15 protein-coding genes are annotated in these 13,119 nt (G+C 46.9%); 6 read left to right on the top strand and 9 right to left on the bottom strand.

The genetic code is table 11. From position 1 onward, the window contains the following. Window positions 1-144: 144 nt before the first annotated feature. Both B1728_RS16525 and B1728_RS16520 read left to right on the top strand, forming a co-directional pair. Window positions 145-1,446 (top strand): protoporphyrinogen/coproporphyrinogen oxidase, encoded by a 1,302-nt coding sequence (locus tag B1728_RS16525; RefSeq protein WP_079911335.1) that lies wholly within the window; start codon window positions 145-147, stop codon window positions 1,444-1,446. Then, window positions 1,424-2,287 carry an RNA polymerase sigma-70 factor gene (locus B1728_RS16520; RefSeq protein WP_079911334.1) on the top strand — a complete coding sequence of 288 codons (864 nt, stop codon included), beginning with the start codon at window positions 1,424-1,426 and terminating at the stop codon, window positions 2,285-2,287. Before B1728_RS16525 ends, B1728_RS16520 begins: the two co-directional genes overlap by 23 nt. 182 nt (window positions 2,288-2,469) lie before the next feature. Here the strand turns inward: B1728_RS16520 and B1728_RS16515 are convergent, their stop codons facing one another. From B1728_RS16515 to B1728_RS16505, 3 genes are all read right to left on the bottom strand, one after another. Next, complete coding sequence (locus B1728_RS16515; protein WP_079911333.1) at window positions 2,470-2,676, bottom strand: helix-turn-helix transcriptional regulator; 207 nt, start codon at window positions 2,674-2,676, stop codon at window positions 2,470-2,472. Further along, window positions 2,676-2,900: a hypothetical protein gene (locus B1728_RS16510; RefSeq protein WP_079911332.1), complete on the bottom strand. Its 225-nt coding sequence runs from the start codon at window positions 2,898-2,900 to the stop codon at window positions 2,676-2,678. The genes B1728_RS16515 and B1728_RS16510 overlap by 1 nt, the downstream gene beginning before the upstream one ends. A gap of 321 nt (window positions 2,901-3,221) precedes the next feature. Beyond that, complete coding sequence (locus B1728_RS16505; RefSeq protein ID WP_079911331.1) at window positions 3,222-3,821, bottom strand: TetR/AcrR family transcriptional regulator; 600 nt, start codon at window positions 3,819-3,821, stop codon at window positions 3,222-3,224. A 187-nt stretch (window positions 3,822-4,008) separates the two neighbouring features. Here B1728_RS16505 and B1728_RS16500 point away from each other — a divergent pair, with 187 nt between their 5' ends. Further along, entirely contained in the window at window positions 4,009-4,866 is an 858-nt protein-coding gene (locus B1728_RS16500) for an SDR family oxidoreductase (RefSeq protein WP_079911330.1), read from the top strand. Between the two features lie 207 nt (window positions 4,867-5,073). On the opposite strand, the gene B1728_RS16495 is transcribed toward B1728_RS16500, so the two are convergent. Then, a complete protein-coding gene (locus B1728_RS16495; RefSeq protein WP_079911329.1) occupies window positions 5,074-6,117 on the bottom strand; it encodes a zinc-binding alcohol dehydrogenase family protein in 1,044 nt (347 codons plus the stop codon). A gap of 131 nt (window positions 6,118-6,248) precedes the next feature. Here B1728_RS16495 and B1728_RS16490 point away from each other — a divergent pair, with 131 nt between their 5' ends. Next, a complete protein-coding gene (locus B1728_RS16490) occupies window positions 6,249-6,626 on the top strand; it encodes a winged helix-turn-helix transcriptional regulator (RefSeq protein ID WP_079911328.1) in 378 nt (125 codons plus the stop codon). Window positions 6,627-6,860: 234 nt separating this feature from the next. Here the strand turns inward: B1728_RS16490 and B1728_RS16485 are convergent, their stop codons facing one another. After that, window positions 6,861-7,163 (bottom strand): Dabb family protein, encoded by a 303-nt coding sequence (locus tag B1728_RS16485; RefSeq protein WP_079911327.1) that lies wholly within the window; start codon window positions 7,161-7,163, stop codon window positions 6,861-6,863. 207 nt (window positions 7,164-7,370) lie between these two features. On the opposite strand from B1728_RS16485, the gene B1728_RS16480 reads away from it, so the two are divergent. Both B1728_RS16480 and B1728_RS16475 read left to right on the top strand, forming a co-directional pair. Next, entirely contained in the window at window positions 7,371-7,670 is a 300-nt protein-coding gene (locus tag B1728_RS16480; RefSeq protein WP_079911326.1) for a helix-turn-helix domain-containing protein, read from the top strand. Beyond that, window positions 7,667-8,254, top strand: a complete 588-nt coding sequence (locus tag B1728_RS16475) for an MmyB family transcriptional regulator (protein ID WP_079911325.1) — start codon at window positions 7,667-7,669, stop codon at window positions 8,252-8,254. The genes B1728_RS16480 and B1728_RS16475 overlap by 4 nt, the downstream gene beginning before the upstream one ends. Before the next feature lie 191 nt (window positions 8,255-8,445). On the opposite strand, the gene B1728_RS16470 is transcribed toward B1728_RS16475, so the two are convergent. From B1728_RS16470 to B1728_RS16455, 4 genes are all read right to left on the bottom strand, one after another. Then, window positions 8,446-9,324 (bottom strand): aminoglycoside phosphotransferase family protein, encoded by an 879-nt coding sequence (locus B1728_RS16470; protein WP_079911324.1) that lies wholly within the window; start codon window positions 9,322-9,324, stop codon window positions 8,446-8,448. A gap of 247 nt (window positions 9,325-9,571) precedes the next feature. After that, window positions 9,572-10,699 carry a carboxynorspermidine decarboxylase gene (gene nspC, locus B1728_RS16465; protein ID WP_079911323.1) on the bottom strand — a complete coding sequence of 376 codons (1,128 nt, stop codon included), beginning with the start codon at window positions 10,697-10,699 and terminating at the stop codon, window positions 9,572-9,574. A 1-nt stretch (window position 10,700) separates the two neighbouring features. Continuing rightward, window positions 10,701-11,939 carry a saccharopine dehydrogenase family protein gene (locus B1728_RS16460; protein WP_079911322.1) on the bottom strand — a complete coding sequence of 413 codons (1,239 nt, stop codon included), beginning with the start codon at window positions 11,937-11,939 and terminating at the stop codon, window positions 10,701-10,703. Between the two features lie 666 nt (window positions 11,940-12,605). Then, on the bottom strand, window positions 12,606-13,034 hold the full coding sequence (locus B1728_RS16455) for a hypothetical protein (RefSeq protein ID WP_079911321.1): 429 nt from the start codon (window positions 13,032-13,034) through the stop codon (window positions 12,606-12,608). Between the last annotated feature and the right edge of the window lie 85 nt (window positions 13,035-13,119).

Here is a 13,119-nt window from a genome sequence, read left to right as displayed (position 1 = left end):
GCGCCCCCTGAAGTCTTGCCGCGGGGCGTCTTTTTGTTGCTTTGAAATGTTGCGGCAGATTTCCCATAAATTTTATTTGCGTATCTGTCACACTTCATATCCCTTACCCGTCATACAGGTAAAATTTGAAAGGGATGATGAGTGATGCAAAAGGTGGATGTGGTCGTGGTTGGTGGAGGGATTGCGGGTTTAACCGCTGCAATATACGCAGCCAAAGCCGGGAAACAAACGGTGGTCATTGAAAAACAGAATCGCTTAGGCGGCCGAGCCATTTCCAACAAGAAAAAAGGGGCATACTTCAACCTGGGCGCGCATGCCTTGTATAAGGGAGATGCGTACGCGACTTTCCGGGAATTGGGATTGACCTTGCAGGGAAAGCAGCCTTCGGCTGAGGCTTATGGCGTTTGGAAAGGGAAGTTAAGCCCCTTGCCTTCGAGCATAACATCCTTGTTTACGACCCCGCTGTTGTCTTGGAAAGGAAAGATGGAGTTCGTTTCGTGTCTTACGAAGCTTTCAAAAGCGGACACTCGTCAATTTGACCGGATCAGTATCCGCGAATGGGTCGAAGGGAATTTGCGGGATCCCATGGTGCGCAATATCTTTTATTCGCTGCTTCGTGCCGCCAGTTATGTGGTCGGCCCGGATTTGCCGGCCGCGGGTCCTGTATTGAAACAGCTGCAGAATGCCCTTAAAGGCGCGTTGTACCTGGATCGCGGCTGGGGCGAATTGGTCGAGGAATTGCGGCAAAAGGCATCCGACCTTGGAGTGCGGTTATTAACAAATACCAAAGTCACGTCCATCGATACACGTGGCGGGATCGTGCGGCAGGTTCTCTGTGAAGACGGAACGAAAATCGATACGCACCATGTTATCCTTGCCACATCGCCTTCTATCGCAAGTGAGTTGGTGCCCTTTGCAGAAAAAACCGCCCTTCATACCTGGAAAGAACAAGCGATTGAAGTCACCGCGGCTTGCCTGGATGTGGCCTTGAAACGGCTTCCCAAGCCCAAACAACAATTTGCATACGGGATCGATCAGACCGTGCTTCTTAGCAATTATTCGCGTGCGGCTTATCTAAGCGACGATGGCGCGCAAGTCGTATCGCTCATTAAGTACCAAGGGAAAGAAACGGACCCGGATACAGATTTGCGCGAACTTGAAGGCGTGCTGGACTTGATGCAGCCGGGATGGCGGGAACAATTGGTTGTCAAGCAATATCTTCCTAAAATAACGGTGTGTCACGACTTTATGCATGTGAAACGTATCGAGAATCCCGGACCCGCTGTCCCGGAAATACAAGGGTTATATGTAGCAGGAGAATGGGCGTCGCACGGTGAAGTATTGGTTGATGCCGCGACGGCAAGCGCCAAAAGAGCCATCCAACACATGCTCTCCCTCGAGGGTAAGGAGAGGAACGCCTATTATGAGTACAGAGGAATTATATAAGCGTTATAAAACGGAGCTGTTTTCGTTAGCGTATCGAATGCTCGGCAGCGTCATGGATGCGGAAGATATCGTACAAGATGCTTTTTTGAGCTATGACAGACTGTCGGACGTCGGGACAATCCGAAACGAAAGGGCATTTTTATACAAAATCGTAACGAATCGTTGTCTTGATCTTTTGCGCTCGTCGGCCAAAAAACGGGAAATGTACGTTGGTCCATGGCTTCCGGAGCCACTGATTGAAAAAGGAGCCTCGGGCGACGATCCATCTAATAGGTATTTGCGGTCGGAGTCAATTTCTACGGCTTATCTTCTGCTTCTGCAGCAATTGAGTGCAACGGAAAGGGCGGTATTTCTTCTTCGAGAGATTTTTCAATATCCGTTTGAAGAGATTGCTGATATAGTCGGAAAAAGCAGTGCGAATTGCCGGCAAATTTTCCACCGCGCCAGAAAAAGCATCCATTTCGACCCGGACCAACAACCGTCGGTTTCCATCGCGGAGGAGAAGATTAAAGAGTTTGTGAATTCGCTGCTGCAGGGAAATACGACGAAGCTTCTTGAACTGGTTAGTGAGAATGTTGTGCTGTACACGGACGGCGGAGGCAAAGTAAGCGCGGCACAAGTGCCTGTTGTCGGGTTTGAGCAAGTGATGAAGTTACATCAAAATTTGATCAACAAACATGCGGGTAAATTTACGTACTCGTTCCTCTTGGTGAATGGGCTCCCCGGAATCCGCATTCGTTTGGGTGAAGGGATCCAATATGTTTATTCTTTTGCTTATCGAGATCATAAGATCGAAGCGATCTATACTGTCGCAAATCCGGAAAAGTTAAGACATCTATAGAATCACAATGTAAATGGTAAAGGAGCTGACGGCGTCAGCTCTTTTCTTTTTTCGCCGTTAAACCTGAGTGAAACCGAAGACCGTATTCGATGTGCTGTTGTTCACTGCAGGATTGAACGGAATACACCTGAAATTGTTACTGTCTGAAAGAGCACAGCTTCGGTGAATGAACAGCTGGTCCGCTAATCAAGATCACCGTCTTCAAAGATAAAAAGCTCTTCTACACTGACCTGGAATTGCCGGGCGATTTTGACAGACAGCTTGAGGGACGGGTTGTACTCTCCTTTTTCCAAAAAATTGATCGTTTCTCTTCTTGCGCCGACTTTTTGTGCGAGCTCTGCCTGGGTGAGGTTGAATTTTGCCCGATATTCTTTTATGCGTGTTTTCATTATTCCAAGCCTTTCCGCTTCCTTGTAAACAGCCAGGATACGTAGAGCGATCCCGCCATGCCGAATAAACCAATCAATAGTAAATCATCAATTTCCAGATATTTGTGGAGCGCGAACAAAATAATCCAGATGTACAAGGAGTAGAAATACGCTTTGCCTGCAGAATAAATCTTTACTTTTCTGGTGCGCTCATCATCAAACCCCAAACGAAGATTCCATTTCATAACCATCACCTCATGTTAGAAATATATAACTTGATGTTAAAAATATATAACATTCTCTGTATTTCGTCAATGGGCTCTATGTATGTTTTTTACATTTATTAAAAGGCAAAACGGAGTTGCTCTCTATGCAACAAAAGTTCGCGTTACTCTTTAAAGCACTCGCAAACATGCCGATTCCCGGTCTGCAAACAAAGGGCCATCCATCAAAGGATGACCCTAAAACTTTTTTTCTCAAATGTCTAATTCAGACTCCGAAAATCGCCTAAAAGTAGACTTACAGGAAATAATGGTTTCATTATTTCGAGTGAGCCTATGCATACTTCAAGCCTCCGAGGTTGCTTGCTGCCAAAAAGACCCCAAATTAACGGTTACAACCTCAATAACGTCTTGTACCATAGATTCTAACGAGCGAGCTTGGGCATCTCTGCTCCACTGTAGGGCCGACCCGAATACGCCCCAACTGACGACAAGAGCCGTAGCTTCCAGTCTTTCTTGAGGGAAGCTTTGTTGGGCCGCGGATTTAAGCCATTGGAGCAAAAGGCGATACAATTCTCTTTGTACAGCTTTTTCAAGCATCGGCTCAAACTGTTTGTCTCCCGGCGTGATGTATCCTCGAAATCGTAACTGAAATTGAAAGATGGTTTGAACGAGGGTGCGCAGATTGTCCTGATTGAAGGCTGAATCATCCGGCAGTCTTTTTTGGATAATGATTTGAAATTTTTCCGTCATCCAATACTCCAGAAAAGCGAATTTATCTTCAAAATGGGCATAGAAGGTTGCGCGGTTGACGGATGCCCGAGCCGCAATGTCGTACACGGATATTGAATAGATGTTTCTCTTTTCGTCGAGCAGCTCGTTAAAGGCTTGTATAAATAACTGACGGGTTCTTTTTACACGGGGGTCATTGGGATTTACCGGCATGCTGCACCACGCTTTCTTCGGGTCTCAAAAAACAGACAAAACGCCGATCATGTTGGGAAACCAACGAAAACCGTTTTTTGCTGATTGTGAATAAGGCTCCATCCTTTTATCTTTTGTTTATGCCATATATGGTTGCATAAAACCATATTCTATGCAAATCTTCAACAAAGGAAAGGATGGAGGTAACATGCTTATCGTTACTGGAGCAAACGGAAAGTTAGGCAGGGGCGTCGTAGAGCAATTGCTTAAGCGTATCCCTGCTGAGCAGATTGGTGTCAGTGTCCGAGATGTGAGCAAGGCTCGGGATTTAAAGGATCGTGGGGTCCGCGTTCGTCACGGCGATTTTGATGATGCAGACAGCTTGCTTTATGCTTTTGAGGGGGCGTCGCAGGTTCTTCTTGTTTCGTCCGGTATTTTGGGAGAGGCGGGGATCCGTCAGCATCAAACCGCGATTCACGCGGCAAAGGAGTCTGGGGCCGACAAGGTGCTGTACACAAGTCACATGGGTTCTTCTTCGACGTCGTATTTCCCTCCTATGATTCACCATGCGGCGACAGAGGTATTGCTTAAAGAATCGGGTATGCCCTACACGTCTCTTCGTAACGGGTTTTATGCCTCCTCATTGGTTGGGCTAATCGGTGCAGCAATTAAAACGGGAGAATTGATCGTTCCTGAGGATGGTCCGATTGCTTGGACAACGCACTCAGACTTGGCCCAAGCCACGGCAGCTATTCTAACCGAGCAGAGCTGGGACGGCCCATCCCCGAATCTAACCGCCTCAGAAGCGATTGACATGGAGGGGGTTGCAGCGATGGCTTCGGATATTATCGGCCGACATGTCTACCGAAGAGTAGTTTCGGACGAGGCATATCGGGAGCATCTGACCGCCCAAGGTTTTCCGGAAGCGCGTATTGAGATCACTATGGGTTTGTTTCATGCCAGCCGTAACGGAGACTTCGCGCAGACGAGCAACGCTCTAGCTGACCTGATCGGTCGACCTCCGATGACGTTAAGGGACTTTTTAAAAGAGTCTATTGCTCTATAATCTCGATCCTTGGTCCAATAAATGATAGAGGCGGGTTCTGAAAAATATCGGTACCCTAAAAAGCCCGTATTGGGGTTAGCGAAACCGACGCCCGTTCTCTTGTCTGCACCATACCGCAGTAAGCAAAAAGGCCCCTAAGTTATAAGGGCCTTATTCTTGTCTATACCGATGACCGCTCCTCGGTACCAAATGGTCTTGTTCGCAGGATCAGAAGTTTTCTAAAACAATTTTACCAATGGATCGGCCATTCTCCAACCTCTCATGTGCTAAACGCAGATTTGCGGCATTAATGGGTTCAAGTCGTTCATTTAGTGTCGTTTTTAATTTCCCATCATCGATTAAGTCCGCCAGGTCATTCAGCAATTCGTGTTGTTTTATCATGTCTTCGGTTTGAAACAAGGGCCGTGTAAACATGAACTCCCATACAAATGTTACACTTTTAGAAAACAGCAAGTCCATTTTCAAGCTTCCTGCCCAGGCGGCCTTATCCGTAGGTACGATACAGCAAATTTTGCCTTGGGGGGTAATGGCCTCCGCCATATTCGCTAGATGTTGTACAGTATCATTCAAGCAGAAAATATAATCTACAGCATCTATACCCAATTCCTTGAGCTGAGGCTGGAAAGGGTTGTTGTGGTTAATGATAAAATCCGCTCCTAGTTCTTCGACCCATTGAGCTGATTCCGGACGCGAGGCAGTACCGATAACGGTCAAGCCTGCTAATTTGGCAAGCTGCACAGCAATCGATCCTACTCCTCCAGCTGCGCCGATAATAAGTATGCTCTTGTTTTCCTTTGCGTTAAGGTTAATTCCCAAACGATCATATAGGCCCTCCCATGCAGTTATCGAGGTAAGCGGTAATGCGGCTGCTGCCGCGAAATCTAAGCTTCTTGGCATTTTTCCTACGATTCGTTCATCAACCAAGTGAAATTCGCTATTAGTGCCTGGTCGGGCCACACTGCCCGCATAATAGATTTTGTCCCCTGGTTTAAACAATTGACAGTCAGGGCCAACTTGTTCTACGATTCCAGCAGCATCCCAACCAAGAATTTTCGGTGATTCGGCTTCATAGTTATGTTTGGCGCGAACGCCGACGTCTGCAGGGTTGACAGAGATAGCTTTTACATTTACAAGCAAATCGCGGCCTGTAGGTTCGGGTTTATCCAAATGCAGATCGATAAGGCTTTGCGGATCAGATATGGGGAGGTATCGGTAAGCACCGACTGCTTTCATTTGCTGGCGAGTATTCATAGGTATCGCATCCTTTCAAATAGCAATTGATTTGTACAGATAGCATTGTATATCAGTTGGGTTACTTTAAGTAAGTACGCATATTTTTATGGTATAGTATTAAAAATTAAACCTTTGGGGAGGACAAGCTGATGGGAGACCGAAGAAACAAATATGGAGCGCATCCGGATATGCAAGCATGCCCGGTTGAAACAACGCTGGATGTTATTGGCGGAAAGTGGAAGGGGATCATTCTCTATCAGCTTCTGGATGGAACGAAAAGATTTAATGAATTCAGGCGCCTGAATCCAGGAATTACGCAGTTTATGCTCACATTGCAATTAAGAGAGCTTGAACGGGACGGCATCATTCATCGAGAAATATATAAAGAGGTTCCGCCAAGAGTGGAATACTCCCTTACTGATTTTGGAAGGACTTTGGAACCGGTGATTATGTCTATGAAAGCATGGGGGGAGTCTTACAAGGTGCGGCTTGATGAAAATCGCACGATACAAGCGGAGGATAATTAAAGGCGAGGTGGGTAATAAAACCGGCCGGTGGTACAAGGCAGCAGCTGCAACAAATAATAGACATACTATCTATGTTGCGAGGCACCTGCCAATGCTTGGCTGGACATCGATGGCGGAGCAGCGAATATCTGTTTTGTGTTGTGTGACCATAAGCTTTGGCAGCCTGATGCAACGCGATCGAACCCTCGGTCTGTAGAGCGAGGGCTCGAAACAGGCTATATCTTTTCTCAATTGTCATGCAATCGGATAGTCCATGACCACAATCCCTTCGACGAAGGATCCAATGGATTGCAATAAATGTTGATGCAGGGGATGCTGAATGTAATCCCGGCAAGCCTGCTCATTCTCAAAAGTAACTCGAATGCCCAACGTGTAACCGTGCTTATGCTCTACTTCCTCCGTAACGTTAATCCCGGCGCTTATATCTACAATCCCCGGGATGTTCCCCTTAAAGGAGTACACTTGCTTTATCACCTCTTCTTTTTGGCCAGTAGAAATAGGGGACTTGAGTTTCAATAGTACAATATGTTCAAACATCTTTTTCTCCTCCAAGGTTCCTGATTATTTTTCACTTTGCTTCGTTAGTTTGCTCTTCTCAATCGTAACTGCTGCAACGTCCATTCTTGCTTTCTCCCTAAAGGGAACATAGACTAGTGTATATAAATCTAACGAAGCCAGGAAGAGATCTGGTTATCGTAGGATTAGGAATCCTACGTTCATCAATGGATAGGGGGATTGGAGATCATGTCGAGCAGCTTGGATCGTTACGGGGAACTGTCCCGGTTTTTACGCACACGCCGGGAAAGGATTACCCCTAAGCAGGTAGGATTGCCGGAGACCGGACGCAGACGGACCCCCGGACTTCGCCGCAGCGAGGTGGCTATGCTGGCAGATGTGGGATTGGATTGGTATACTTGCCTGGAACAAGGGCGCCCTATTAACGCATCCGCCGAGGTCCTCGATCGAATAGCTGGAGTGCTGCGGTTGAACGAATCGGAACGCAGGCATCTGTTTCATCTTGCCCCCGTAAGCAGATCCCTTTGAACGAAACAATGAAGCCCTCCAAGGTAACACCTGCGCTTCAACGTTTTTTGGATAGCCAACACTTGTCCCCGGCGAATGTCATGGATGGGCGTATGAACATTATCGCCTGGAATGAAGCCTATTGCGCGTTGAACGGGGATCTTGCGACAATGTCTGAAAGGGAGCGGAATTTTGTCTGGATGACGTTTACTTCTGCCCGTTTTCGCTACATCAAAGGGGACGAGTGGGAGCAGCATGCGAAGCGGATCACCGCAAAATTCCATGCCGGGTATGCGCGGCACTTTGACGACCCTTGGTGGTCTGGGCAGTATGAGGCGCTGTGCCAAGCCAGCAGCGAGTTTCGCGAATTTTGGGACTCCCATGAGGTTCTCGATGCCATCGATGCTCCAAAGGCACTGCAGTGTCCGAATCTCGGAACCTTGAATTTTGATCTTGTTTCGTTTCAGTATTCGGACGATGCCAACTTGACGGTTTCCATTCATGTTCCCCATCCAGACGGCACGGTGGAAAAAATGCAGCAGCTGTTAAGCAATTATCAAAGTCAGTATTCGGAGCCGCGTGAATTAAAAGCTTTACGGAGCTAACAAGCCGCCGGCTATAACAAATCAACCCCTCTGCCCCGAAGCATTGACAGCTTTCGCTGGTTGGCGCTGTCCTGCTTTCATTAAGAAGATGAGCAGGAACGCATAAATAACTGACAAGATAAGAACAAATTCCAGTGCGACAGTAAAGGCGTGTGCATACGTATCAGAAGAGGCGACCAAGGTTCATACGCTTATAGCCGGTTGTAGTCCCGGACGATGGTATCCATTACATACTTTCCCCAGACCGAGGCTTCCGAGCCCCTCTCATTCCGCTCGTAAGTGATGAGTGCTTTCCATAGGGCCCAGCCGCGTGCGCGGTTAATAGTGTCCTCATCAAAATTCATGAGTTTCAAGAAAATCTCGCGGCTTGCGTCGTCAAAAAAGTTCCAGGCCATAACAAGGTCGCTGGAAGGATCACCCACGCCCATAGTGCCGAAATCAATGACGCCGCACAGCCGTCCCTCTCTCACAAGCAGATTGCCTACTGCAACGTCACCATGCAGCCATAGCGGCGTCGATGAGTATCTTGTCGCAAGAGAAAGCTCCCATATTTCAGTAAGCAGCTTTTGATCGTATTGGCCAGAAAGAGTTTCGATAGCAGACCTTGTTTCATGATCATAAACGGCAAGTCTTCCTCCTCGATGAAAGTTCTGAACACCTGCCGGTATGCCGCGGCTCGCGTCGATCGCTTCCAACTCTTTCAAAAACTTCGCGAGGTCTTCGGCAAATTCGTGTTGATTGCGTATATTGTCATGAGTGACGGTGTCACCCTCAATCCACCGGTTAATGGACCAGGGAAGAGGATATTCGTCCGTCGGCTCGCCTTTTGCAACAGGAACCGGAATGGGCAAGGAAAGAAGCGGCTTGAAAATAGGAAGCCAAGTCAACTCTTTCTCAACAGCCGGGGCGTAGCTTTCATGACTCGGCAGGCGAACAGTCATCTCGCTGCCCAACCGGTAGGTGCGGTTATCATGGCCGCTTTTTTCCACGGGCCTTATATCCAGATCCCTCCATTTTGGAAATTGACTATCGATTAATCGGCGTACCAGTTCACCAGTAATCTCGATCATTTCCTCACTTCTTTCTGAAAATGGTTTTGATTATGAATTTTTAGAATGGTTGAAGCCGGGCACTGTATGTATACCTTACACAATAGGAATAATTACATCATACGACTTTGACCTAGGCCGCCTCAAAGCGTAAAACGGATATAAAAAAACTTGCCGTTACGGACGGCACAGGGAACCGCACAAAAAGTGACGGCCGAAATGCAAATAAAGCCCTAACCCTGATTGCAGGGCTAAGGCTTTTATTTCATTAAGCTAGTCTCATCTTAAAATCCTGATAGCCGAACTCGCGTACGATGCGGCAATTGCCGTCTTTCTCCTGCACAGCGATGGCAGGCAGCGGCATGCCGTTGAAGGTATTGGTTTTGACCATGGAGTAGATCGCCATATCTTCAAACACTAGTCGGTCGCCGCTCTTCAGAGGCTGATCGAAGGAATAGTCTCCGATGACATCGCCTGTAAGGCAGGTCGGCCCGCCAAGACGATAAGTGTATGGCTTCTCCCCGGCTTCGCCCGAGCCGATAAGCGGCGGACGGTAAGGCATTTCCAGAACATCAGGCATATGGCAGGTAGCCGACGTATCCACGATCGCAATCTCCATGCCGTTTCGATGGATATCCAATACGGATGTGACCATGTAGCCCGCGTTCAGTGCGATGGCTTCTCCCGGTTCGAGATAGACCTCCAAACCATACTTGTCCTGCATTCTCTTAATGCAGGCTTCCAATCTTGGAATATCATAATCTTCTCTTGTGATATGGTGACCGCCGCCGAAATTAATCCATTCCATTTGCGGCAGCCATGGTCCAAATTTGTCTTCCACCGCATTCAGCGTGGTCTCCAGATCGTCCGAATTCTGTTGGCAAAGGGTATGGAAATGCAGTCCCGAAACGCCTTCAAGCTGTTCCGGCCGGAAATCCTCCCGTTTTACGCCAAATCGGGATCCCGGCGAGCAAGGATCATAGATTTCATGTCCCACTTGCGTCGAGCACTCCGGATTGATGCGAAGGCCTATTTTTCTGCCCGCAGCAAGTGCTTTCGCTTTATACTTCTCCAACTGGGAGAAGGAATTGAAGATGATATGATCGCAAATGGATATAATTTCGTCGATTTCATCTTCACGATAGGCAGGGGCAAAGACATGAGTTTCTTTGCCCATTTCTTCGTGGCCCAGCCGTGCTTCGAATAAACCGCTCGCGGTCGTACCGCTTAAGTATTTTCCGATGAGCGGATACATCTCAGTCATGGAAAAAGCTTTTTGCGCCAACACAATCTTGGCTCCCGTACGCTGCATGACGCCGTTCAAAATCTTCAGGTTTTTTTCAATGAGCGCTTCATCGACTACGAAACAAGGTGTAGGTAATTCCTCGAACCGCATATTAACGAACGAACTCCGGCTGTTTAGTTTCCTCCGGCAACGCGTCAACAAGCACCGGATTAAAGTCTTCTACCCATGGAAGTCCCCATTTGTTCAACTCTTCCATGAATGGATCCGGATCGAACTCTTCGACATTGAATACGCCAGGCTTATTCCATTTGCCGGTCAGAATCATCGCCGCACCGATCATGGCAGGTACGCCAGTGGTATAGGAGATGGCTTGGGAGCCCACCTCTTTATAGCACTCTTGATGATCGCAAACATTGTAGACATAGTAAGTCTTGTCTTGGCTGTCTTTTTTCCCTTTGAAGATACAACCGATGTTCGTCTTGCCCACCGTACGAGGTCCAAGGGAAGCCGGATCCGGGAGCACAGCCTTCAGGAACTGAAGCGGGATGATTTTTTTGCCTTCGTATTCAATCGGTTCGATGGAGGTCATTCCCACGTTTTCAAGTGCCTTTAAGTGCATAAGATAGCTTTGACCGAAAGTCATGAAGAAACGGATGCGTTTCAGTCCAGGGATGTTTTGCGCAAGGGATTCAAGCTCTTCATGGTACAGCAGATACATATCCTTTTGGCCGACTTCCGCGAAGTTATACTCGCGTTTGATTTCCATCGGCTTCGTTTCGATCCATTCCCCGTTTTCCCAGTAGCGTCCGTTAGCAGACACTTCACGGATGTTGATTTCCGGATTGAAGTTGGTTGCGAAAGGATAGCCGTGATCCCCGCCGTTGCAATCCAGAATGTCGATATATTCAATTTCGTCAAAATAGTGTTTCAGCGCATAAGCGGAGAATACGCCAGTAACGCCCGGATCGAATCCGCTGCCCAGAAGAGCTGTAATTCCTGCTTTTTCGAAGCGTTCCCGGTATTCCCATTGCCATTTGTATTCGAATTTCGCCGTATCTTCCGGCTCATAGTTTGCCGTATCCATATAGTGAGTTTTGGTAGCCAGGCAGGCCTCCATGATCGTCAAATCTTGGTAAGGAAGAGCCAGGTTCATGACGATATCCGGTTTGAATTCGGTAATCAGATCGATCAGATCTTCCACGATGTCTGCATCGACTTGTGCAGTTGTAATTTTGGTTTTGCCGCCGTCCAATTTGGCTTTCAGCTCGTCGCATTTGGACTTGGTACGGCTGGCGATGCAGATTTCCTCGAACACTTCGCTGTTTTGAACGCATTTATGAACTGCTACAGATGCTACGCCGCCGGCGCCGATGATTAGTGCTTTTCCCATTTGTCAATCTCCTCATCTTATTAAACTTAATAAACTGTATAAACTTTTTTTACTGCAAAACGGCAACAAAAAAGCAAGCGAAACACGCACCATGCGCATCACACTTGCTTGTTATAGTCGAATAATAAGATAATTTCCAGTAAGCATGACATGATAAATCTTATCACGCTTGTCAGTCAGCCATAAAACGCATCGGTTGGAAAGGCTCTTACTATTCAAATATACCATGTTAGGATCAGAGTCTATATAGCAAATAATTACTTTTACCACTCTTATTGACCGTTTCACAAGTTGTGTGCGTATGCACCGGTTGTAAAGTAACCAACTTATAAAATTTGAGCTTTTAACTCAATCAATAAGGCAACGAAAGTTGCCAGTCGGCATTTGACCCGGCTGTCCGTATGGCCTTAACTTCCCTAAGGAAGTGGTCAAAGATTATCTGCTTGGAAAGATCCTACATGTATTGAATATTCGCTTTCCAAAAATTATGCTCCTCCATAATATCAGGATAGGAAGTATTGAGCAAGAGGAAATTTAAAACAAACTTATTTTCGTGTTGAATACCGAACGACATATCATATTCAAGATTTGAAGCAATGTTAACACTTTATATAATTGGGCTTTTATTCCACAATGCATTGGTACGGACAAAGGATGCCCAATCTCTTATCTATCAGTCAACAAATTTATTAATTCGTTATATTCAGGATACTCTCTGAAGCTATCACTTGTATGTGTTAGCTTTTCCAACACGGTCCCCTTTTCTTGTTCAGAGAGTGCAGCTGATGTACTCCCCGTTTCTTCCCATTCCTCAGTTAACGTCTGATGTAAAGAAAGTAGACCTTGTTCGTAAACGCTGGTTGCTTCATCATGAATGGCTTTCATCAAAATCTCTTTATTGACGGGGAGTCTGCGAAAGCCTGCAAAATAGGTAACCCCGCTTTTCCAAGAAATCGAACGATGGTTCCACTCGCCCATTAGAATGGCCCATTCTTCCGGATCTAACATAAATATATAATCAATACCCTCATCAGGATCCTCGGTTCCGCTGCAGACTTGGTCTTCATTTAGAAAGTAATCAAGCGCTTCTTTCATTTGTTCAACCCCCGTACCCATTGTTGATATAAGAACATTGTAATCTCTACAACAGGTGAGTTTCCATCTCCCGATGGAATGGATA

It is taken from the genome of Paenibacillus sp. 32352, assembly GCF_002042965.1.
Taxonomy (GTDB): Bacteria; Bacillota; Bacilli; order Paenibacillales; family NBRC-103111; genus Paenibacillus_S; species Paenibacillus_S vulneris.
This window is presented reverse-complemented; position numbering and strand designations above follow the sequence as displayed.